The sequence below is a fragment of the Bacillus sp. Marseille-P3661 genome (assembly GCF_900240995.1).
Taxonomy (GTDB): domain Bacteria; phylum Bacillota; class Bacilli; order Bacillales; family Bacillaceae_J; genus OESV01.
Map to the genome: position 1 here is coordinate 892,933 of NZ_LT965953.1, position 23,305 is coordinate 916,237.

General features: G+C 36.4%; 18 protein-coding genes, 1 other RNA gene and 1 other annotated feature. Of the genes, 15 read left to right on the forward strand and 4 right to left on the reverse strand.

Translation table 11 applies throughout. From position 1 onward, the window contains the following. Positions 1-149 precede the first annotated feature (149 nt). The 6 genes from C1724_RS04030 to dtd all read left to right on the forward strand — a co-directional run bounded on the left by C1724_RS04030 (position 150) and on the right by dtd (position 7,518). Positions 150-1,043, forward strand: a complete 894-nt coding sequence (locus tag C1724_RS04030; protein ID WP_102345442.1) for a cation diffusion facilitator family transporter — start codon at positions 150-152, stop codon at positions 1,041-1,043. 20 nt (positions 1,044-1,063) lie between these two features. Next, the gene (locus tag C1724_RS04035; RefSeq protein WP_102345443.1) at positions 1,064-1,438 is read left to right on the forward strand and encodes a LapA family protein; all 375 of its coding nucleotides are present in this window, start codon (positions 1,064-1,066) and stop codon (positions 1,436-1,438) included. A gap of 75 nt (positions 1,439-1,513) precedes the next feature. Next, entirely contained in the window at positions 1,514-3,874 is a 2,361-nt protein-coding gene (gene recJ, locus C1724_RS04040) for a single-stranded-DNA-specific exonuclease RecJ (RefSeq protein WP_102345444.1), read from the forward strand. Next, entirely contained in the window at positions 3,874-4,386 is a 513-nt protein-coding gene (locus tag C1724_RS04045; RefSeq protein WP_102345445.1) for an adenine phosphoribosyltransferase, read from the forward strand. The genes recJ and C1724_RS04045 overlap by 1 nt, the downstream gene beginning before the upstream one ends. A 367-nt stretch (positions 4,387-4,753) precedes the next feature. Further along, entirely contained in the window at positions 4,754-6,952 is a 2,199-nt protein-coding gene (locus C1724_RS04050) for a RelA/SpoT family protein (RefSeq protein WP_102345446.1), read from the forward strand. Positions 6,953-7,077: 125 nt separating this feature from the next. Further along, the gene (dtd, locus tag C1724_RS04055; protein WP_102345447.1) at positions 7,078-7,518 is read left to right on the forward strand and encodes a D-aminoacyl-tRNA deacylase; all 441 of its coding nucleotides are present in this window, start codon (positions 7,078-7,080) and stop codon (positions 7,516-7,518) included. Positions 7,519-8,953: 1,435 nt separating this feature from the next. Here the strand turns inward: dtd and C1724_RS04060 are convergent. Beyond that, the gene (locus tag C1724_RS04060) at positions 8,954-10,735 is read right to left on the reverse strand and encodes an SH3 domain-containing protein (protein ID WP_102345448.1); all 1,782 of its coding nucleotides are present in this window, start codon (positions 10,733-10,735) and stop codon (positions 8,954-8,956) included. A 270-nt stretch (positions 10,736-11,005) separates the two neighbouring features. On the opposite strand from C1724_RS04060, the gene C1724_RS04065 reads away from it, so the two are divergent. The 4 genes from C1724_RS04065 to ssrS all read left to right on the forward strand — a co-directional run bounded on the left by C1724_RS04065 (position 11,006) and on the right by ssrS (position 14,986). Continuing rightward, positions 11,006-11,182, forward strand: a complete 177-nt coding sequence (locus C1724_RS04065; RefSeq protein WP_102345449.1) for an RNA polymerase subunit sigma-70 — start codon at positions 11,006-11,008, stop codon at positions 11,180-11,182. A gap of 67 nt (positions 11,183-11,249) precedes the next feature. Further along, positions 11,250-11,543: a binding site (T-box leader), on the forward strand. A 132-nt stretch (positions 11,544-11,675) separates the two neighbouring features. Continuing rightward, positions 11,676-12,944 carry a histidine--tRNA ligase gene (gene hisS, locus C1724_RS04070; protein WP_102345450.1) on the forward strand — a complete coding sequence of 423 codons (1,269 nt, stop codon included), beginning with the start codon at positions 11,676-11,678 and terminating at the stop codon, positions 12,942-12,944. Positions 12,945-12,965: 21 nt separating this feature from the next. Continuing rightward, positions 12,966-14,735, forward strand: coding sequence for an aspartate--tRNA ligase (aspS, locus tag C1724_RS04075; RefSeq protein WP_102345451.1), 1,770 nt, complete (start codon positions 12,966-12,968; stop codon positions 14,733-14,735). Between the two features lie 48 nt (positions 14,736-14,783). Then, positions 14,784-14,986: non-coding RNA, 6S RNA (gene ssrS / locus C1724_RS04080), on the forward strand. A gap of 209 nt (positions 14,987-15,195) precedes the next feature. Here the strand turns inward: ssrS and C1724_RS04085 are convergent. Beyond that, on the reverse strand, positions 15,196-16,278 hold the full coding sequence (locus C1724_RS04085) for a type II asparaginase (protein ID WP_102345452.1): 1,083 nt from the start codon (positions 16,276-16,278) through the stop codon (positions 15,196-15,198). A 270-nt stretch (positions 16,279-16,548) separates the two neighbouring features. Between C1724_RS04085 and C1724_RS04090 the strand changes: the two genes are divergently transcribed. Next, complete coding sequence (locus C1724_RS04090; RefSeq protein WP_102345453.1) at positions 16,549-17,313, forward strand: tRNA threonylcarbamoyladenosine dehydratase; 765 nt, start codon at positions 16,549-16,551, stop codon at positions 17,311-17,313. Positions 17,314-17,353: 40 nt separating this feature from the next. Here C1724_RS04090 and C1724_RS04095 read toward each other — a convergent pair whose 3' ends face one another. Next, the gene (locus C1724_RS04095) at positions 17,354-18,022 is read right to left on the reverse strand and encodes an RsfA family transcriptional regulator (RefSeq protein WP_102345454.1); all 669 of its coding nucleotides are present in this window, start codon (positions 18,020-18,022) and stop codon (positions 17,354-17,356) included. Positions 18,023-18,176: 154 nt separating this feature from the next. Further along, positions 18,177-19,475, reverse strand: coding sequence for a replication-associated recombination protein A (locus C1724_RS04100; RefSeq protein ID WP_102345455.1), 1,299 nt, complete (start codon positions 19,473-19,475; stop codon positions 18,177-18,179). A 216-nt stretch (positions 19,476-19,691) separates the two neighbouring features. Between C1724_RS04100 and C1724_RS04105 the strand changes: the two genes are divergently transcribed. The 4 genes from C1724_RS04105 to mnmA all read left to right on the forward strand — a co-directional run bounded on the left by C1724_RS04105 (position 19,692) and on the right by mnmA (position 23,217). Further along, positions 19,692-20,363: a YczE/YyaS/YitT family protein gene (locus tag C1724_RS04105; protein ID WP_102345456.1), complete on the forward strand. Its 672-nt coding sequence runs from the start codon at positions 19,692-19,694 to the stop codon at positions 20,361-20,363. A 131-nt stretch (positions 20,364-20,494) separates the two neighbouring features. Beyond that, positions 20,495-20,911 (forward strand): cysteine metabolism transcriptional regulator CymR, encoded by a 417-nt coding sequence (cymR, locus tag C1724_RS04110; protein ID WP_102345457.1) that lies wholly within the window; start codon positions 20,495-20,497, stop codon positions 20,909-20,911. A 15-nt stretch (positions 20,912-20,926) separates the two neighbouring features. Next, on the forward strand, positions 20,927-22,078 hold the full coding sequence (locus tag C1724_RS04115; protein WP_102345458.1) for a cysteine desulfurase family protein: 1,152 nt from the start codon (positions 20,927-20,929) through the stop codon (positions 22,076-22,078). 20 nt (positions 22,079-22,098) lie between these two features. After that, entirely contained in the window at positions 22,099-23,217 is a 1,119-nt protein-coding gene (gene mnmA / locus C1724_RS04120) for a tRNA 2-thiouridine(34) synthase MnmA (RefSeq protein ID WP_142386517.1), read from the forward strand. Positions 23,218-23,305 lie beyond the last annotated feature (88 nt).

Sequence of the window (23,305 nt, forward strand, 5' to 3'; positions counted from 1 at the left end):
CTTTATATGTTTTGGCAAAATACGTGTTTTTCTAATTTGATTGATTCTGTTGGGGAATAATACATAAGGGATTAAAAAGTACAAGAAAATACTTCGTAACCTGTCGTCTTGGGCAGATTACGAGTTTTTCTATTATGTAGGTGATTAAATTGGACACGAAAGAACGTTTTAGGAAAGCCGAATTTGCTGCAATGGTTGGAGTGGTAGGTAATATAGTACTAGCCATAGTGAAGGGTGTACTAGGAGTCTTAGGTAATAGCCGTGCCTTAATTGCTGATGCGGCTCATTCAGGTTCAGATGTACTCGGTTCTGTTGCGGTGTTTGTTGGCTTACGTGCAGCTAAACAGCCCCCAGATGAAGATCATCCATACGGCCATGGTAAGGCCGAGTCGATAGCAGCTATTATAGTAGCGGTATTGCTCTTTATCGTTGGGATTGAAATAGGCAGGTCTGCCGTCGAAGCATTTTTTCAGCCGATTGAGCCCCCTAATATGTTGGCGGTATATGGAGCGTTAATTTCAATCATAACAAAAGAGATAATGTTTCAATATAAATTTAGGTTGGGTAAAAAGATCAAAAGCGATGCTATTATTGTAAATGCATACGAACATCGCTCCGATGTATATTCATCTATTGCTGCTTTGATTGGAATTGGATTTGCCCTATTAGGTGGGCGTTTAGATATTTCATGGCTTACGTACGCTGATCCTCTTGCAGGGTTATTTGTTGCTGTACTAATCTTAAAAATGGCTTGGAGATTAGGTGCTGAATCTATACACACTACGTTAGATCATGTTTTACCAGAAGAAGAGACAATAGAATTAAGAGAAGTAGTTAACTCTGTCCCAGAGGTAAAAAAAATAACAGAGCTACTTGCACGAGAGCATGGCCATTACGTGATTGTGGATATTAAGGTCTCGGTCGATCCGTTTATGACTGTAGAAGAAGGCCATTTGGTAGGAAAAAAAGTAAAAGCAAAATTACTGGAAGTCAGTAACGTTCAAGACGTAATGGTGCATATCAATCCCTATTCAGAGGATTAAGGGGGAGAGGAGAGAGGACCATGAGAATACAGTGGAATTTATTATTAGCGTTAATGTTCGCATTAATTATCGCCATTTTTGCAGTAGTAAATGTTGAATCTGTTAAAGTTCAATACGTGTTTGGAACAACAGAGTTACCGCTAATAATAGTAATCATTGGATCTGCTCTTGCGGGGGGAATCTTCGTCGGATCAGTGGGGTTATTTAGGTTGTTTTTGTTAGGTCGACAGCTGAAAGCATCACAGAAAGAAAATTTTACTCTAAATAAGCGAGTAGAAGAACTTGAGGGAATGTTAACCAGTAACCAGGATAAAGAACATGAAAAAATAAACGAAGAAATTGGATTAAATAAAGAAAATCTATCAGAAGAAACAACAACAAATAAGGAAATATAAGGTATAAACTATATCTTTTGTATTTGCCACTCATATTAGCCTTTAGTATAATAATTAGGTTAAGGAGTGGTTTTTTTGTTACAATCAAAAACTCGTTGGAACATAATCCAAAATGATGATCAAAAGGTACAAGCTCTTTCAAAGGAGTTAGGAATTTCACCATTAGTTGCTAGATTACTAGTAAATCGTCAAATTGATACGGTTGCGGAAGCACGTTCATTTTTAAATGTTAATGCAGAAGAATTTCATGATCCATTTTTGTTGGACTCAATGGATATAACAATAAAAAGAATTGAAACAGCTATTCAAAATGAGGAGAAAATCCTTGTTTTCGGAGATTATGATGCAGATGGTGTTTCCAGTACAACAGTTATGTTACGAGCGCTTAGAGAAAAAGGTGCAAATGCTGATTTCTATATTCCTAATCGCTTTACTGAAGGATATGGACCAAATGAAAATGCATTTCGTTGGGCTAAAAGCGAGGGCTTCACATTAATTATTACTGTTGATACAGGTATCTCTGCTGTTAATGAAGCGAAAATGGCTAAAGAAATTGGGCTTGATCTTATTATTACAGATCATCACGAGCCACCCCCAGAACTTCCGGATGCTTATTCAATTATTCATCCTCGAAAACCAGGTGGAAACTATCCTTTTGGAGAATTAGCTGGGGTGGGAGTTGCATTTAAGGTTGCACATGCCTTATTGGGAAGTTTGCCGACGCACTTACTTCAATTTGCAGTAATTGGCACAATTGCCGATTTAGTCCCTCTAAAGGATGAGAATCGTCTGATCTCAAAATTAGGATTAAAAGCACTTCAAAATACTAGTAATCTTGGGATTAGGGCATTGCTTTCGATTTCAGGTATGGAAGATAAAGAGATTAATGAAGAAACGATAGGCTTTACGATCGGTCCTAGAATTAATGCGGTTGGTCGCCTAGAATCTGCGGATCCAGCTGTAGAGTTATTGATGACTAGCTCTGCTGAAGAAGCTCAAATGATAGCACAAGAAATTGATGCAATTAATCGTGATCGTCAACAGATTGTTTCTGCTATTACTGAAGAAGCGATTCTTGATGTGGAAGTTAATTATCCGCCGGAGAAAAATAAGGTTCTCGTATTAGCTAAAGAAGGATGGAACGCAGGCGTAATTGGAATCGTTGCCTCAAGGCTTGTTGAGAAATATTACCGCCCAACGATTGTTTTAAGTATTGATCGTGAAAAAGGTTTAGCAAAAGGTTCAGCCCGAAGTATTGAAGGTTTTGACCTTTTTGAAAATTTGTCTAAATGCCGTGACATTCTTCCTCATTTTGGTGGGCATACTATGGCTGCAGGAATGACACTAGAGCTTGAAGATGTTGAAGATTTACGCTCGCGTTTAAATCAATTAGCTGACGAAGTTTTAACAGAGGAAGATTTTATTCCGTTAACACATGTTGAATTAAACTGTTCGTTAGCAGAGATTAGCTTGGCAACGATTGAAGAAATGGGTCTGCTAGCACCATTTGGTGTTGGGAATCCCAAACCGCTAGTATGCTTAGAAGACATCTCTTTAAAACAAATGCGTAAGATTGGTAGTCAGATGAATCATCTGAAATTAATATTTGAAGAAGATGGACATCATCTTGATGGCATTGGTTTCGGCTGTGGTCATTTAGCTGATGAAATTTCACCATTGTCACAAGTTAGTGTAATTGGGGAACTTAGTATTAATGAATGGAATGGCTTAAGAAAGCCACAATTCATGATTAAGGATGCTGCTGTTAATTCATGGCAGTTGTTTGATTGCCGTGGAAATAAAGATATTAAGAAACAACTCGATACAATGGATCAAGAAAAACTTGTAGTTGTAGCATTTCATGAGCAAACCATTGCTAGGTTAAATCTGAATGATAGGAAAGATCGTATAAAACTGTTAGTAGATGATGAAGCTATAAAAAGTATAAAAGTTTTAAATCATCACTTAGTGTTATTGGATTTACCAAATGAAAAAAAACGTTTAAAGCAGTTGTTTATTCAAGCAATGCCTGATCGTATTTATGCTATTTTCGATCACAATGAAGATCATTTTTTTAGTACACTGCCAACTAGAGATCATTTTAAATGGTTTTATAGCTTTTTACTAAAACAACAAACCTTTAATGTTAAGCAATATGCAGATGCCCTGTCAAAGAAAAAAGGATGGTCAAAGGAGACTATTCACTTTATGACAAAGGTGTTTTTAGAATTAGAATTTGTTACAATAAACAATAGTGTAATCTCACTTATTGAAAAGCCTAAGAAAAGAGACTTTACAGAATCGAGAACATATAAGCTTAAACAGGAATTACTACAAATGGAAAATGAACTTGTTTACTCTTCCTATCAATCATTAAAAGATTGGTTCGATGGAATAAGCAGTTTTTCGCGTAAACATGAGGAGGAAGTTTTTTAATGGATTTTAAAGAACATATTGCAATTGTAGAGGATTGGCCAAAAGAAGGAATTAGATTTAAGGACATCACACCATTAATGAGTAATGGAAAAGCATACAAGGGTGCTGTTGATGAAATTGTAAAATTTGCAAAGGAAAAGGACGTTGATCTTATAGTTGGCCCTGAAGCCCGCGGCTTTATTGTGGGTTGTCCGGTTGCGTACGCACTCGAAATTGGCTTTGCCCCTGTTCGAAAAGAAGGAAAATTACCGCGTGAGGTTATCCGAGTTGATTATGGTTTAGAGTACGGTAAGGATGTTTTAACAATGCATAAAGATGCCATTAAACCTGGACAACGTGTACTAATAACAGATGATTTATTAGCTACTGGTGGTACAATGGATGCAACTATTCAATTAGTTGAGGAATTAGGAGGCGTAGTAGTAGGACTAGCGTTTTTAGTTGAATTAACCTATCTAGATGGCCGTTCTAAATTAAAAGGGCATGATGTCCTTACATTAATGCAATATTAATCTTAATTAAGAGTGCTCAAACAAGAGTACTCTTTGTTTTCTATTTTTTTTATTTTTTGAATTATATATAATATTAATAAAAAGTTTAGTTAATTGCTTAGTTCTTAATTGGTATATACTATAATACATGGTATTTCCTAAATAAGTTAAATTAATTTATTTAAAGGATTAAAGTATAAGAAAAGTCAGTGTAGTTTGCCTTTTGGGCAAATTACGTGTTTTTCTAATGTATATTACTTTACTTTAAGGAAGTCTTTCATGATAATAGAAATAATAATTAAAAATAACTAGGTTTTCACTAGTCTGTAGTGGAAACAATAGGGGCACATAAATACTAATTTGGAGTTTTAGATATTAGGGTGATTTCATGGCAAATGAACAAGTACTCACAATTGAACACGTAATAGAACTTGCAAGCCGCTACCTTTCTGATGAAGATGTAGCGTTTGTTGAATCTGCTTATAAATATGCTGAGTGGGCACATCGCGATCAATACCGCAAGTCAGGGGAACCGTATATCATTCACCCTATACAAGTTGCAGGTATTTTAGCAGAGTTAGAAATGGATCCGGTTACTGTTTCTGCTGGTTTCTTACACGACGTTGTTGAAGATACGGAAGTAACGTTAAAAGACCTGGAAGATAACTTTAATCATGAAGTTGCTATGCTTGTCGACGGTGTCACAAAGTTAGGTAAAATAAAATATAAGTCCAAAGAAGCACAGCAAGCTGAAAACCATCGTAAAATGTTTATTGCTATGGCGCAAGACATTCGGGTCATTTTAATTAAACTTGCTGATCGGCTTCATAATATGAGGACTTTAAAACATTTGCCACCAGAAAAGCAACGACGTATTTCAAACGAAACTTTGGAGATTTTTGCTCCTCTTGCACATCGATTAGGGATTTCCACAATTAAGTGGGAATTAGAAGATACAGCGTTGAGATATTTAAATCCTCAACAATATTATCGTATTGTTAATTTGATGAAAAATAAACGTGCTGAACGAGAAAATCAAGTACGAGAAGTAATCGCAGAAATACGAAAAAGACTAGAAGAAGTACATTTGGAAGCAGATATCTCTGGTCGCCCCAAACATATATATAGCATATATCGCAAAATGGCCTTGCAAAATAAACAATTTAATGAAATATATGATCTACTTGCTGTTAGGGTGTTGGTTGAAAGCATAAAAGATTGCTACGCAGTACTTGGAGTTATTCATACATGCTGGAAACCTATGCCTGGCCGTTTTAAAGATTATATTGCTATGCCAAAGGCAAATATGTATCAATCGTTGCATACAACTGTAATTGGTCCCAAAGGTGACCCATTAGAGGTTCAAATTAGAACAACTGAAATGCATCAAATTGCAGAGTATGGGATTGCTGCACATTGGGCTTATAAAGAAGGAAAACAAATTCAATCTGATCAGAAGGATCTACAAGAAAAGTTAACTTGGTTCCGTGAAATTTTAGAATGGCAAAATGATACAAATGATGCCGAAGAATTTATGGAATCATTAAAAATTGATTTGTTCTCTGACATGGTTTTTGTTTTCACGCCTAAAGGTGATGTATACGAATTACCAAGAGGCTCCGTACCGATTGATTTTTCGTATCGTGTTCATACTGAAATTGGCAATAAGACGATTGGGGCAAAGGTTAACGGAAAAATGGTGCCGTTAGACTATGTTTTAAAAACGGGTGATATCGTTGAAATATTAACATCTAAACATTCTTATGGACCTTCGCAGGATTGGTTGAAAATTACACAAACCTCTCAGGCTAAGAATAAAATCAGACAATTCTTCAAGAAACAACGACGAGAAGAAAATGTTGAAAAAGGAAAAGATCTCGTTGAAAAAGAAATATTAAAGCATGATATTGAACTTAAGGAAGTTTGTACACCGGATAATTTAAAGAGAGTTGCTGAAAAGTTTAACTTTGCTAACGAAGAAGATATGTATGCTGCCGTTGGCTATAATGGTATAACTGCAGCTCAAATTGCTACAAGATTAACCGAGAAAATCCGTAAAAAACGCGGTCAAGAATTAGAAGCAAAATTGCTAGAAACAGTTTCCGAAGTAAAAAGTTTACCGCCTAGCAAGAAAAAGGATGCTGGAGTACGTGTAAAGGGAGTAGATAATCTGCTTGTCCGCTTATCCAAATGCTGTAATCCAGTTCCAGGTGATGATATTGTCGGCTTTATTACAAAGGGTCGCGGAGTTTCTGTTCATCGAGCTGATTGTCCTAATATTCACACAGAAGAAGCAAAAGAACGGTTACTTCCTGTAGAATGGGAAGGCGGGGGTGATGATGGTAAATCATATAATGTCGATATTGAAATTACTGGTTTTGACCGTCGAGGCCTATTGAATGAAGTTCTTCAGGTAGTGAACGAAGCTAAAACAAATATAACAGCCGTTTCTGGAAGAACAGATCGCAATAAAATGGTGACCATTAATATGTCGATTTCGATCCGAAATGTAAACCATTTACAAAAAATAGCTGATAGAATCAAGCAAATCTCTGACGTTTACGCTGTGCGAAGAATTATGCAGTAGCATTGATTTTTAATACCTTGAAGTAGTAGCATAGAGGACGAGTTAAGCCCTCTATGCTATTTTTTATACTTTAAGTAACTTTTAAAGTTCTAATAAGACATAAAATTGAAAGTGAGGAAAGTATTTTGCGAGTTGTTGTACAAAGATCCAAGCAAGCCAAAGTAGAAGTTAATGGTGAAATTACTGGCCAAATAGCATCCGGTTTAGTTCTCTTAGTAGGAATTACACATAGTGATACAGATGCAGATATTCAATTTACAGCTGATAAGATTTGTAATTTACGAATCTTTGAAGACGACCTAGGAAAAATGAATCTTTCTTTGTTGGATGTAGGAGGTGAAATATTATCTGTTTCACAATTTACTTTGTATGGGGACTGCAGGAAAGGGAGAAGGCCTAACTTTATGGAAGCAGCAAAGCCCGAATTTGCGAATGAATTATATGAAAAATTTAATGAAGAGCTACGCTCCAAAGGTGTTAAGGTTGAAACCGGACTATTTGGAGCTATGATGGATGTATCTTTAACGAATGATGGGCCTGTGACGTTGATTATTGAAAGTAAGTAGGAGTGTAGAGGTGTAGGATGACTGATGCTGCAATGGCTATGATAGTAGCCAGCTGCTGATATCGATAACAGGAAAGGTGTGCCTGTGGTAATCAGAGCATTGGTCTGATAACAGTAAAAGAGCAAGGAAATAGAAGTAGCCATCGGATTACCAAGAAAATATGCTCGCTTAATTTAGAGAATAAGTTGATGCTGTAAAGAAGTAAAGCAGTGGTAATGGTATCCAGAAAGATGGTATATCTTTGAAAAGTAAAGAAGGCAATAGGTTTGGGCCTGATTCAATGTATGGAGCTCTAAACGTTACCGCAAGAGAGGTTTTCTAGAGTTATGGTAACGAATAGCAGCTAAACGTTACCGCAAAAGCGTTATTTCAACGTTAATGGTAACGAATAGGAGCTAATCGTTACCGCAAGAGAGGTTTTTCTAGAGTTATGGTAACGAATAGGAGCTAAACGTTACCGTAAAAGCGTTATTTCAACGTTAATGGTAACGAATAGGAGCTAAACGTTACCGCAAAAGCGTTATTTCAACGTTAATGGTAACGAATAGGAGCTAAACGTTACCGCAAAAGCGTTATTTCAACGTTAATGGTAACGAATAGGAGCTAATCGTTACTGCAAAAGCGTTATTTCAACGTTAATGGTAACGAATAGGAGCTAATCGTTACCGCAAAAGCATATTTCCAACGTTAATGGTAATGAATAGGAGCTAAACGTTACCGCAACAGAGGTTTTTCTAGAGTTATGGTAACGAATAGGAGCTAATCGTTACCGCAAGAGCCTTTTTTCAACGTTAATGGTAACGAATAGGAGCTAAACGTTACCGCAAAAGCATATTTCCAACGTTAATGGTAACGATTAGCAGCTAAACGTTACCGCAAGAGCCTTATTTCAACGTTAATGGTAACGAATAGGAGCTAAACGTTACCGCAAAAGCGTTATTTCAACGTTAATGGTAACGAATAGGAGCTAAACGTTACCGCAAGAGCCTTTTTTCAACGTTAATGGTAACGAATAGGAGCTAAACGTTACCGCAACAGAGGTTTTTCTAGAGTTATGGTAACGAATAGGAGCTAAACGTTACCGTAAAAGCGTTATTTCAACGTTAATGGTAACGAATAGGAGCTAAACGTTACCTCGACAGAGGTTTTTCTACGTTTAAGGTAACGAATAACACCTATTCGTCACTGCAAAGGTCTCTAAATTGAGTTTAAGGTAACGATTAGATACTATTGTAGGGCTTTGCCTTTGTTTTCAAGCGAGAATAAGCTCTAATCGTTAACAGTATCTTTTTTCGACTTGTCATATTTCAAATTGCTCTCATTCTACGCAACCTATTAATACCACAATAGTAATGGCATTACCTAATATTTTTTATGAAAAAAACGCCCTTCACCGAAACTATGAAGGGCGTTTTAATATACTGTCACTTTATACTTAATTTTTATCCTTGAAATATTGTGCCAACCCGGTATAGATTGCTTGTGTGGCTTTTTCTTGATAGCTGTCTGTATTAACGATATATTCTTCGCGCTGATTTGAAAGAAAACCTAGTTCTAGTAAAACAGAAGGCTGCTTATTTTCTCTAATTACGCTGTAGTTACCATATTTCGCTTTACGATCAGTAAGATTTGTTGACTTAATAAGCTCCGCCTGGATTTTGTTAGCCAAGGGTAAGTCTGTACTTTCATTATAGTAGAAGCTGCTTACTCCATTTACGGACGATGTTGTTGTACTATCATAATGTAAACTGATAAATGCATCCGCATTGTAATAATGTGAGATACTCACTCGATAATTTAGTGTAATGTAGCGGTCATCACTGCGAGTCATAATTACCTTTGCGCCTGCCGCTTTAAGCTTTTCAGTTAATAGTTTTCCGGTTTTTAATGTTAAATTTTTTTCATGCGTACCGGAAACACCGGTCGTACCATTATCGCGGCCACCATGCCCAGGATCGATAATAATTGTCTTACCTTTTAAATATTGTTCCATACCTGGCTTTTGAACGCTTGGAATTTGTCCACTAGTTGATACAATCCACCCTGCAAGAAATGCTCTTCGTTTGTCCGGCAGTTCGACTTCAAACCAATCGCCTACTTGGTTTACAATTGGAAAACGATCACCTTGATCTGCTCTTGTTACAACCTCAGTTAAAGTAGTCGGTTGTTCCCTCAGATTTGTTCCGTCGTGTAAAATCGTTACATAAGGGATATTTTCAATATCTTTATGTTCAGCTAGATCAGTTGATTCGTTAATTAACTTTATATATGTACTAGAAATCCAACCTGTTGTATTTTGAACTGAGATTTTATACCAATTATTGTTTTCCGCTAAGATTTGGACTACTTCATCTTGTTTTATTTTAGTTAGAATTTTACTATTAAGATCAGGGCTTGTACGAACATTTAAACTAGTTGCTGTAATTTTGCCTTTTTTAAAATCACCATTTTTTTCCTGAAACTGGTCGGGTGGAGCCTTCTTTTCGTCAACAGAAGTATCTTCTTTAGAAACAAATTCCCCTGCAATCCAGCCTTTGCTGTTTTCAAAGATAACCTCGTACCAACCATCTTTAATATTAGTAAAAGTTACAGAATCGCCTTTTACTAATTTCCCGATTACTTCTGAATTTGTAGATGGTGCACTACGAACATTCAAAATAGTAGCTTGAATTGTACCTCTATTTGCAGGTTGTTCCTCAGTTTTTGTGCTTGCTTCCTTCCCATTTACAGTTTTTATAAATTGCGATGAAACCCATGCTTCTTTTCCTTTGTACTCAATTTTTATCCAAGTATCATTCTCAGTAAGTTTTTTATATCGCTCATTTGGATAGATGTAACCAATGGTTTGAAAAGATGTACCTGGGCCTGTTCTAACTCTTAATCCATCTACCGTTGATGAAACAGAATGGCCAGTTGCTATATTTTGTTGTTTTTCTGAAATAAGCCAATTCGCTACCCAACCAGTTTTTGAGTTTTTAAGTCTAAGCTGTACCCATTCTCGTTCCTTGCTAATAATTTCATACTCCTCGCCTTTTAGGATAGTAGTAGTAACGTTATGATTAATGCCGGGTCCACTTCTTACGTTCAACTTATTCACTTTAACAGTTGCAAAAGCAGTTTCGGCAATCGCTTTATCAATGTGAAGTAACGAGAGGTTAGAGAATATAAGCATAAGTATAAGTACTAACTTATAGGTAGAATTCTTTATAGGAATCATTTGTATGGAACCTCCTCGATCTAGTTTGCTTCAACAGGTTGAAGTATAGATTCCAACAATAGGGACTTGTTTTTTGACATGAAAAAATTTCACTTTATACATTAAAAATAATAAGCATACAAAACTAGCCTAACTTTCTATAACTATTTCGTCAATATTTTTTGAATTCCTTGTCATTTATTGAAATTATTTGCTCTAAAACGGGCAAGATATTAAGAGATTAAAACTTGTAACAGTAAACGAAAAGAAAGTAGTGAGGAGGAAGAGTATATGCGTTATAGTGCAAAAGGTGAGATAACAAACAATCCCACAAATCAGTTATTTGGTGTTGATTTTCATGATTTTATGCAACAGGAAACAGGCTCGAGTAATATGGAGCTAGCTCAAGAGTTTGGAGTTACACTACGGGCTGTTAAAGATATGAAAAAAAGAATTGGACGGAACTAAGAAATTTCACATCTTGACAAGTTACGTCAACATACGTATGATAATATACAATTGAAAAATTTGTAGAAAAGAACCGATGATTGAGAAAGTAGTTTAGATGACACATGGGTAGAGAGGAGATGCCATAGGCTGAAAGCATTTCTCCATGATGACTGAATGAAGAACACTCATGAGGTTTCACTCTGAATGAATATATAGCTAGTTTTACATAAAAAAGTTTATACAATCTAGTTATATTGATTTTTCTGATTTTGCAGAGATCGTAGTAGGAGATGAACGTTTCAGGCGTTAACTGATCGAGTGGAAACAAATTTTTGTTTCAACTAGGGTGGCACCACGGGATATAACTCCCGTCCCTACTTTTATAGTAGGGGCGGGAGTTTTTTATTTTACTGTCAGTTTTTTTCTTTTTTAGCTGATGGAAAAGCAGTAAGACATGGCTTTCGCCCCAACGACTTGAAGAAATCCAAGTCTATCATAGGAGGAAAGAGAAATGGCAATTAATATTCCACGCGGTACACAGGATATACTTCCTGGTGTAGTTGAGGATTGGCAATTTGTAGAACAAAAAATGCGTGATATTTGTAAACGATACAATTACAGTGAAATTCGCACGCCTGTTTTTGAACAAACGGAGTTGTTTCAAAGAGGTGTAGGTGAAACAACAGATATTGTACAGAAGGAAATGTATACGTTTGAAGACCGCGGTGGCCGGAGTATGACTCTTCGCCCTGAAGGGACGGCACCAACAGTTCGTTCTTTTGTTGAAAATAAAATGTATGGAGAGCCTACACAACCTGTAAAACTTTTTTACATAGGACCGATGTTCCGATACGAACGTCCACAAGCAGGAAGGTGGCGTCAATTTGTTCAATTCGGAATCGAAGCACTCGGAAGCAATGATCCAGCGGTCGATGCGGAGGTTATTGCCTTAGCAATGGATGTTTATAAAGAGCTGGGACTAAAAAGACTTAAGCTAATCATTAATAGCCTTGGTGATTTAGAAAGTAGAAAGAATCATCGCGAAGCACTTATTAATCATTTTAAGCCTAGAATAGAAGAATTCTGTTCTGACTGTCAAAATCGTCTTGACAAAAATCCAATGCGTATCTTAGATTGTAAAAAAGATCGTGAACATGAATTAATGAACACTGCCCCATCCATTTTAGATTACTTAAATGATGAGTCTCGAGTCTTTTTTGAAAAGGTAAAGTCGTATTTAACTCAGATGGGTATACAGTATGAAGTAGATCCTAAATTAGTTCGAGGATTAGATTATTATAATCATACAGCATTTGAAATTATGAGTGATGCCGAAGGTTTTGGAGCGATCACAACGTTAAGTGGCGGAGGTCGCTATAATGGGCTTGCTCAAGAAATTGGTGGGCCAGATACACCTGGAATTGGTTTTGCTCTTAGTATTGAAAGACTTTTGTTAGCTCTAAAAGCGGAAAATATTAGCTTGCCGATTGAAAAAGGACTTGATTGTTATTTAGTTGCACTAGGTGAAGCTGCAAAGGGTAAAACAACGTCGTTATTATATGAATTAAGGAAAGCGGGTTTCACTGCTGATAAAGACTACCAGGATAAAAAATTAAAAGGTCAGTTTAAAACAGCGGACCGACTTCAAGCCAAATTTGTAGCAGTGTTAGGTGATGATGAACTAACAAATAATATTATTAATGTGAAAAATATGCTTACAGGTAGTCAGGAAGAAGTCCAACTACAAAATTTTGTTGAATACTTATTGGAACGAAGCTAAAAGGAATTGGGAGGAAATAAAATGACAACATTAGGAAGAAGTCATTATTGTGGAGAATTACGTGAATCACATGTTGAAGAAACAGTTCAATTAAAAGGTTGGGTACAAAAGCGCCGTGATTTAGGCGGTCTAATTTTTATTGATTTGCGAGATCGTACTGGTATCGTACAAGTTGTTTTTAGCCCAGAGGTATCAGGGGAAGCTATAAAGACTGCAGATAGAGCTAGAAGTGAGTTTGTATTAGATATTAAAGGTAAGGTCGTTAAACGTGCAGAAGGAACATACAATAACAACATTCCAACGGGTACTATTGAAGTCCAAGCACATGAAGTTACGATTATGAATGCTTCAAAGACACCACCATTCATGATTGAAGATAAAGTAGATGCATCAGAGGAATTACGTCTAAAATATCGTTATCTAGATTTACGTCGTCCTGAGATGTTTAAAACATTACAAATGCGGGCTCATGTAACGAAAACTATTCGTAACTTCTTAGAAGATAATGGATTTTTAGATATAGAAACACCGATGTTAACAAAAAGTACGCCTGAAGGTGCACGTGACTATTTAGTTCCAAGTCGTGTGCATGAGGGACAGTTTTATGCATTACCACAATCACCGCAATTATTTAAACAATTGTTAATGGTTTCAGGCTTTGAACGCTATTATCAAGTTGCACGTTGCTTTAGAGATGAGGATCTTCGTGCTGATCGTCAACCTGAATTTACTCAAATAGATATAGAAACATCTTTTATGGATAAAGAAGATTTACTTGCACTAACAGAGCAAATGATGGTTATTGTACTTGAAACTGTAAAAGGAATTAAAATAGAAACGCCATTCCCTCGTATGACATATGATGATGCTATGGCACGTTATGGATCAGATAAGCCTGACACACGTTTTGGCATGGAGCTAGTTGAAATATCAGAGCTTGTTAAGGAAACTGATTTCAAAGTATTTGCAAATGCTGTTTCTAGCGGCGGCCAGGTTAAGGCAATTAATGTAAAAGGTGCTGCAGAAAAATATTCTCGTAAGGATATCGACGGCTTAACAGAATATGTAAGTCGTTATGGGGCAAAAGGGTTAGCGTGGTTCAAAGTAGAAGAAGATGGCTTAAAAGGACCGATTGCAAAGTTCTTTGATGAAAGCCAACAACAGGCGATTCAAGCTGTACTTGAAACTGAAGTAGGTGATTTAATCCTTTGTGTAGCCGATTCAAAGGCAGTTGTTGCAGATAGTTTAGGCGCACTTCGTGTTAAATTAGGAAAAGATCTAAAGTTAATCGATGAATCGAAATTTAACTTCTTGTGGATTACTGATTGGCCATTATTAGAATTTGATCCAGAAGCGGGCCGTTATTTTGCAGCGCATCATCCATTTACAATGCCTGTCCGTGAAGATTTGGAATTATTGGATTCTCAACCTAGTGCAGTACGTGCACAGGCATATGACTTAGTATTAAATGGTTATGAGCTTGGTGGTGGATCTTCACGTATTTACGAGCGTGATATTCAAGAAAAAATGTTAAAAGTTTTGGGTATGCCAGAAGATGAAGCGCGTGAGCAATTTGGTTTCTTATTAGATGCTTTTGAATATGGAACACCTCCACATGGTGGAATTGCACTAGGTTTAGACCGTTTTGTAATGCTTTTAGCTGGTCGTACGAACCTCCGTGATACAATTGCATTCCCGAAAACAGCTAGTGCAAGTGATATCATGACAAATGCACCAAGTCATGTAAGTCATGACCAATTGCTAGAACTAAATTTACAAGTACGTCTTTAATATTGTTATTGAATATTAAAGTAACGTATGATAAAATTACATTATCAAAAGGTCCTGAAGTGTTAGTTATTTAACCTATTCGTTTTGACCAACATTATAACACTGGGAGCCCGGAGTCTTTAATGATTGTACATGCCCAAACATTGAGCAGGCATTTGCCGCCAAAGGGACTTACATAACCTAAAGTAGGAGCACCCACCTGCCATGAGCGGGATCAAAACAAAGGACAATGACGGCACATTGGGACTACATAATTATTAACTATAAACCCTTAGCATACTTGCTTAGGGTTTTTTATCGTTTTCTTTGGTCTCCACATGCAGTCTCCAAGGATAAGAACGTAGGTTAAAAATATAGTTATAAAAACAGCTGTACAATTTATCTGTACAGCTGTCTTTATACTTAATGAAATTATACTAGTGTTGCATTCAGTAAATAACTATTTGATAGATCTGGTATTTTAATATTCTTTGAAATACTCTGCAATTTTCTCTGGATCATTTGTTTGTGTTAATGCCAGTGTCAGCAAAATTCGAGCTTTTTGAGGGTTTAATGAATCTGCACCAATACCAAAAGTTTTTGGTGACACAACTCCGTTTCCAACTCGTGAGGAGCGAACTAATACAACGCCTTGCTCTATTGCGTCTTTTGCACCTTCTTCGCTGGCATCAGACATAGACCCATTACCCGACCCTGCAACTACAATTCCCTTTGCCCCATTTTCTACTGCAGCATCGTAAAAATGTCTACCATCACTTTGGTAACCATAGATTATATCTACCTTTGGTAACTCTTCAATACTAGTAATATCAAAAACTGACTCAGTCGTGTGTTTTTTCGTAGTTTCATTGAAAAAGTATGGTTTTCCTCCAACGAAAGCGCCTAGATATCCTTGTTCCATAGATTTAAACGTATCTAGCATTGTAGTATTCGTTTTTGTAACATATCGTGCAGCGCCAATGCGGTCATTTAACATAATAAATGCTCCTTTGCCCATTGCTTCTGGACTAGCAGCTAGTTTTACAGCATTAAATAAATTAAATGGACCATCAGCGCTCATGGCAGTAGCTGGTCTCATAGCACCGACAACAACAACTGGCTTGTCACTCTTTACGACGAGATTTAGGAAGTAAGCAGTTTCTTCCAGTGTGTCAGTTCCGTGTGTGACAACTACACCATCAATTCCTTCTTCATTTAATAATGTATTGATTCTTTTACCTAAATTTAGAAGAATATCATTAGTAATATTCGGACTTCCAGTATTTGCAATCTGTTCTCCAGTAATATCTGCTATATCAGTTAACTCAGGAACAGCGGTAATAATAGAGTCTACGCCGATGGCCCCGGCTTTATAACCGGTAACATCTAGGTTAGAGGCGGCAGCCCCGGCAATCGTACCACCAGTTGCTAGAATTGCAATGTTTGGTAAATCTTGAACTTGTTCTGTAGCAGCATAAATAGAATTACTAGCAATTGGCGCAAACGAGGTTGAACCTACTAAAATAGATGTAGCTAAAATGATCGATCTAAACGGTTTCTTCATAATAATTCCTCCAATATATGTATGATGTTATTTATAATAACATCTGGTTGAAAATATTAGTTGTGTTATGTTATAAAACCTAACATGTTTTTTGCTGAAAAATAACTTTTTAACTTCTTGTTATTTATTACTTTTCCAATTAAAATAATAGGAAATGATATTTAGTTTCAGCAGTTTATAGCAATTAAATTTAATTTAATTGTTTTTCAAGTATGCAAGTTGGGTAAAACAATAGTAAAGATAAATTCGTTTTAGTGGAGTGTGAAACCATTGTTGCATCAGTTTTCTAGAAATGAATTGGCCTTTGGTAAAGAAGGCCTGGAATTATTGAAAAATAGTACAGTTGCAGTGTTAGGTATTGGCGGTGTGGGTTCTTTTTCAGCAGAAGCTTTAGCTAGGTCTGGTGTTGGGAGACTAATTCTAGTAGATAAGGATGTAGTGGATATTACGAATGTAAATCGTCAACTTATTGCATTATTATCTACTGTTGGACAATCCAAAGCTGAATTGATGAAGGAGCGGATCGCTGATATTAATCCAGATTGTGAGGTTATTGCTCTTAAGATGTTTTATACAGAAGAAACGTATGAGCAATTTTTCAGTTATGGTATTGACTATGTTATCGATGCCTCAGATACAATTTCATATAAGATTCATTTAATGAAAGAATGCTTAAAGCGAAACATTTACATAATTTCAAGTATGGGTGCAGCTAATAAAATGGATCCTACGCGTTTTAGAATCGTTGATATTTCTAAAACTCATACAGATCCAATAGCCAAAGTTATCCGAACTAGACTACGTAAAGAAGGGATCACCAAAGGTATTAATGTTGTATTTTCGGATGAAAGTCCAATTGTTATCCGTGAAGATATACGTCAAGAAATCGTTGACGAAAATGCCCCGATCCGAAAAGCGAAAATGCCACCTGCCTCTAATGCATTTGTTCCATCTACCGCAGGATTAATAATGGCTGGCCATATTGTGAGTAAAATTGTAAGCAGTATTAAAATTAATAGGGTAAAACCTGAATAACCTAATAATATAAAAAATAAGCAACAGATAATTCTGTTGCTTATTTTGCAATTTGTTCGATAGATGTTTCATCATTCACAGTGATAGATTTAGAAGGTCGACTGTCTTCATTAATAACTAACTTCCGTGCACGGTCCATAATTTGGACCAGTGACTGATAATCTTCTTGAATTAACGCATTTTGTTCTTTTAGACGTTTTAATTTCTTTTCAAGGTTTATTTTTTCTTCTTGTAGAGTTGTGTTTTCTCTATTCAATCTTTGATTTTCAGAACGTAGACTATGAGAGTTTAATCCTTTAATCTTAATATTTTGTAAATATAAAATAACAGAGTCTAAGGAAATTTCATTTGACATTTCAATATTACTAGTAGTTGATTCGAGACTTTCAATTTTGTCATGCTCTCTTTGTAGAACGATTTCATTTGCAGTTCTTTGTGATTGTGTATTATTTGTAAAATGTTGCGACTGGTGGGCTAATGCTCTCTTCATCTGTTTTCGCTGTTTTTTTGCTAGTTGTACAGCTTGTTCATATTTTTGACGAACCTCGGCATTCCAGCGAAAACCGCAAGCCGCGGCTGTTCGATTCAGTTTGTCACCGACCTCTTCAAAGGCATTTAATTGCGTGCTGCCTTCGCGCACATGTCTTAATACTGTTTCAGCTAATAGTAGATCATCTTCATGTGACCATGCATCTTGTCTAACTTTCATAAGGTTACCCCCAATTACTAGATTGTATTTATTAATTACATTTTGCCCAGATTTATAATCGTTATACTTTCGATAAAAAGCTATTTTTATAGAGGAGATAATATAATATAAAAAAAAAGAAAAAGCATGGCTGTTAAGCCACACTTTCACGTTGTTAGTTTAGTTTTTTTTGTTGCTCTGCTTTAAGTTTGTTATACAGTTTCATATACTTTTCCTCTTGTCCTGCTTCGATTGGCTCGTAAAATTGAGAATGCTTTAATTCATCAGGTAAATATTGCTGAGGTAACCAACCACCAAACTTACCAATCTGATAATCATGTGGATATTTATATTCTAGGCCCCGTCCGAGCTTTTTGGCGCTTTCGTAATGGGCATCTTTTAAGTGAATAGGTATTTCTATTTGTTTTCCGCTTCTGATTAACTCCATAGCATGATTAATGGCCATGTAAGCCCGATTTGATTTTGGTGATAGACATAATTCTATGACAATATTAGCAAGTGGTATTCGGCCTTCAGGAAAACCTAGTCGTTCTGCAGCCTGAATTGCAGCTACTGCACGTTCCCCCATTTCTGGTCTGGCGAGACCGACATCTTCATAAGCCACACATAAAATTCGCCGTGAGATTCCTATTAAATCTCCTGCTTCGATAAGTAATGCCATATAAAGAATGGCCGCATCTACATCACCGCCACGTAATGACTTATGAAAGGCGCTTAACGTGTCATAATGCGCATCACCATCTTTATCTATATTTATATCATTTTTTGAAATTGCATTTTTAACAGACTCAATCGTAATTTCTATATTATTTTGTTCATTAGTTTCAGCTGTTAAAAAAGCAACCTCTAATTTATTTAATGCATTTCTTAAGTCACCGCCGCTCATTTCAGCAATAAACTCTAACGTTTGCATTGAAGTTGAAATATTATATTGACCTAAGCCATTTTCATAATCTTCAATTGCTCTGCTTAAGCCCAACATAATTTCTTCCTTGTTCAATGGCTTTAATTCGAAGATTTGACAGCGTGAGCGAATTGCTGGATTGATATTATGATAAGGATTTTCACTAGTTAATCCAATTAAGATTAATAGCCCATTTTCAATATAAGGCAACAAAAATTCAATTTGGGTTTTACTAAACCGATGCAACTCATCAACACAAAGTACAATGGTCTCTTGTAAGTCGTTCGCTTCTTTAACAACTGTTTCAAGATCTTTCTTATTATTTGTAACTGCATTTAACTTTCTAAATGGCAGTGCAAGTGAACCCGCAATAGCGTTTGCAATTGAGGTTTTCCCTATCCCGGGCCGACCATATAAAATCATGGATGATAGCATGCCTTTTTCAATCATTTGCGAGAGCGGTTTTCCTTCTTTTAATAAATGTCCTTGTCCAATGACTTCTTCAATTATTGCCGGTCTCATTCGGTAAGCAAGAGGTTCATGTCTCATAATATCACTCCAACCTTAATTCAAGTTCTGACATTATCCTAACATAAATTAAACCTTTTATTTCAAAAATGATCAATCTCGTGCTAAAATATCTTATCTAAGAAAAATGCAAAACATAGTGTGATTTTTGAGTAAGCAGATAAGGTGTTGGTTGTATTGTAATATAGGTTTTATAGACAGCAGGATTAGACAAAAATAAAGGGAGAAGGGTTTAGCTTGTTAGCACAAAAAAGAAAAAAACCATCAATAGTGCAATGGCTTATATTTTTCGTTGGATTATTGGTAATGTCGTTTGGAATCGTATTAACTATCAAGGCTAATCTTGGAGCAGCACCGTGGGATGTACTTCATGTTGGCTTAAACAAACAATTTGGACTTACAATTGGTACTTGGTCGATTATTGTGGGTGTCATTATATTGAGTACCACTTCCTTGCTTTCAAAATCATTGCCACAGCTTGGAGCATTTCTAAATATGATGTTAGTTGGTGTTTTTATCGATATGTATTTATTATTACCGTGGCTAAAGACACCTGATACAGTAATAGGGCAAGTGATTATGTTTATAGCAGGAATTGTGGTCCTTGCATATGGGATGTCATTTTATATTTCCGCAAACTGCGGTGCCGGACCTCGAGACAGTCTAATGCTTGTATTAATGGAAAAAACAAAAATCAAAGTTCAATGGATTCGATTAATTATGGAAGTAGTTGTTTTATCTGTTGGCTGGCTCCTAGGCGGGCCTGTTTTCATTGGTACCATCATTTTTTGCATAATAATCGGACATATTACTGGATTTGCATTACCACAATGTAGAGTTCTGGTGGAACATATCCTACATTCACATAATCATAATCATCCAGTTAAACAGACAGCACTGACCAAATAAAATTTTTGCATAGAAGACTGAAAAAGGTACAATCGTACAAGATTGGTTAATTCATGTTATAATAACGTTGGCTTTTAGTAGCGGGGAATAAAATAAAGAGACTACAAAAAACTGGTATATGAGGTGAGGATGTGAAGATATCCACTAAGGGACGATATGGCCTAACAATTATGATTGCTTTAGCCAAAAAGAACGGTGAAGGCCCAATCCCTCTTAAAAATATTGCAAAAGAACATGATTTGTCCGAGCATTATTTAGAGCAACTGATCGCTCCTTTACGAAATGCAGGCTTAGTTAAAAGTGTAAGGGGTGCATATGGTGGTTATATTTTAGCAAGAGAAGCTGAAAATATTACAGCAGGTGATATCATAAGAGTTCTTGAAGGCCCAATAAGCCCTGTTGAGGTTTTAGAAGATGAGGAGCCTGCGAAAAGACAATTATGGATAAAAATCCGCGATGCAGTAAAAGATGTATTAGATACAACAACTCTTCATGACCTGGCAACATATGAAGGGGATAATAATGAATCTTATATGTTTTACATTTAATAAGCAGGTGAAATTATGCAACAACCTATTTACTTAGACCACGCAGCCACAACTCCAACTCATCCGGAGGTTGTGGCTGCAATGATTCCTTATATGACTGAGAACTTCGGTAATCCATCAAGCGTGCATGTTTATGGACGCCGGTCTCGTCATGCCATAGACGAGGCAAGATCTTTTATTGCCAAAACGATCGGTGCACATGAAAATGAGATCATATTTACTAGTGGTGGAACTGAGTCGGACAATATGGCTCTGCAGGGAATAGCCAAAGCATACTCTGAAAAAGGTAAGCATATTATTACCACTTCAATTGAACATCATGCTATCCTTCATACTTGTCAACAATTAGAAAATGAGGGTTATGAAATAACGTATTTAGATGTCAACGAAAGTGGCGAAATTGACCTTGACCAATTAAGAGCTGCAATAAAAGATACAACCATTTTAGTATCTATTATGTTTGGAAATAATGAAGTTGGCACAATTCAGCCTATTAAAGAAATAGGAGATATAATCTCTAGTCACAATATTATCTTTCATACCGATGCTGTACAGGCTTTTGGAATACAATCTATCGATGTTAATAAATTGCATATTGACTTAATGTCTGTTTCAGCTCATAAAATAAATGGACCAAAAGGTATCGGCTTTTTATATGTTAGAAATGGAATAAAATTAATACCACGTCAATTTGGCGGAGAACAAGAACGGAAACGCCGTGCGGGTACAGAAAATGTTGCGGGCATTGTAGGATTAAAAGCAGCCTTAACAATTTCTCAACAGCAAATGGAAGAAAAAGTAGAGCTATACAACCAATTTAAACAGCGAATGACCGAGGTCTTTCAACAAGAAAATATTGAATTCAGCATTAATGCTAACGAAGCAAAAGCTGTATTGCCGCATGTTTTTAATGTTGCTTTTAAAGGGACGAATGTTGAATCAATGCTTGTGAACCTTGACCTAGCTGGAATTGCTGCATCAAGTGGTTCAGCTTGTACAGCAGGCTCAGTTGACCCTTCCCATGTATTAGTCGCGATGTTTGGGCGTGACTCGGAAAGAATTGTATCATCAATCAGGTTTAGTTTTGGACTTGGTAACACACTTGAACAAATTGAAGAATCGGCTTATGAAATTGTAAAAATAGTAAGAAGATTAGTTTCGAAGTAACTAAGTAGGGGGTGAAGAAATTGAATAATCAAAAGTCACCAGCAGAAACCAGGGTGGTAGTTGGGATGTCAGGAGGAGTTGATTCTTCTGTAGCGGCTCTATTGCTAAAACAACAAGGCTATGATGTTATTGGAATCTTTATGAAAAACTGGGATGATACTGATGAAAACGGTGTGTGTACAGCGACTGAAGATTTTAATGATGTAATCCGTGTTTGTAATCAAATTGGAATACCGTATTACGCTGTTAACTTTGAGAAACAGTATTGGGATAAAGTATTCACGTATTTCCTTGATGAATATAAAGCAGGGAGAACACCAAACCCTGACGTTATGTGTAATAAAGAAATAAAGTTTAAAGCATTCCTAGAACACGCTTTAACACTTGGCGCTGATTATTTGGCTACTGGTCATTATGCACAGGTTGAATTTCGTGACGGTGAATATAAAATGCTTCGTGGTGTTGATGATAATAAAGATCAAACATACTTTTTAAATCAATTAGGACAAGCGCAACTCTCAAAAGTAATGTTTCCATTAGGAAAGATTCCTAAACCCGAAGTGCGCAAGATAGCACTTGAAGCGGGATTAGCAACGGCAACTAAAAAAGACAGCACAGGTATTTGTTTTATTGGTGAGCGGAATTTTAAAGAGTTCTTAAGCAATTATCTACCAGCACAACCTGGAGAAATGCAAACATTGGACGGAGAAGTGAAAGGTAAACACGACGGATTAATGTATTATACGGTTGGTCAACGACATGGCTTGGGTATTGGTGGTTCAGGAGATCCTTGGTTTGTAGTAGGGAAGAATTTAAAAGAAAATATTTTGTATGTCGATCAAGGTTTTGATAATGAAAAGTTATATTCTGACTCATTGCTAGCTGTCAATGTGAGCTGGGTTAGTGATAAAAAACTAGAAGACTCAGTAACATGTACGGCAAAGTTTCGTTATCGTCAACCAGATCAAGGTGTGACTGTCAAAGTAATGGATGATACTACCGTTAAAGTGATCTTTGATCAACCGGTACGAGCTATAACACCAGGACAAGCAGTAGTTTTCTATAATGGAGAAGAATGTCTTGGTGGAGGTACTATCGATGAAGTCTATAAAAATAATGAGCAACTTACGTATGTCTAACCTCAATTCTATATTGGATTGAGGTTTGCTTTTATTGCAAACGGGGCTTTAGTCTTGTCCAGTTTCTATGCATTTCAGAGAAAGGATG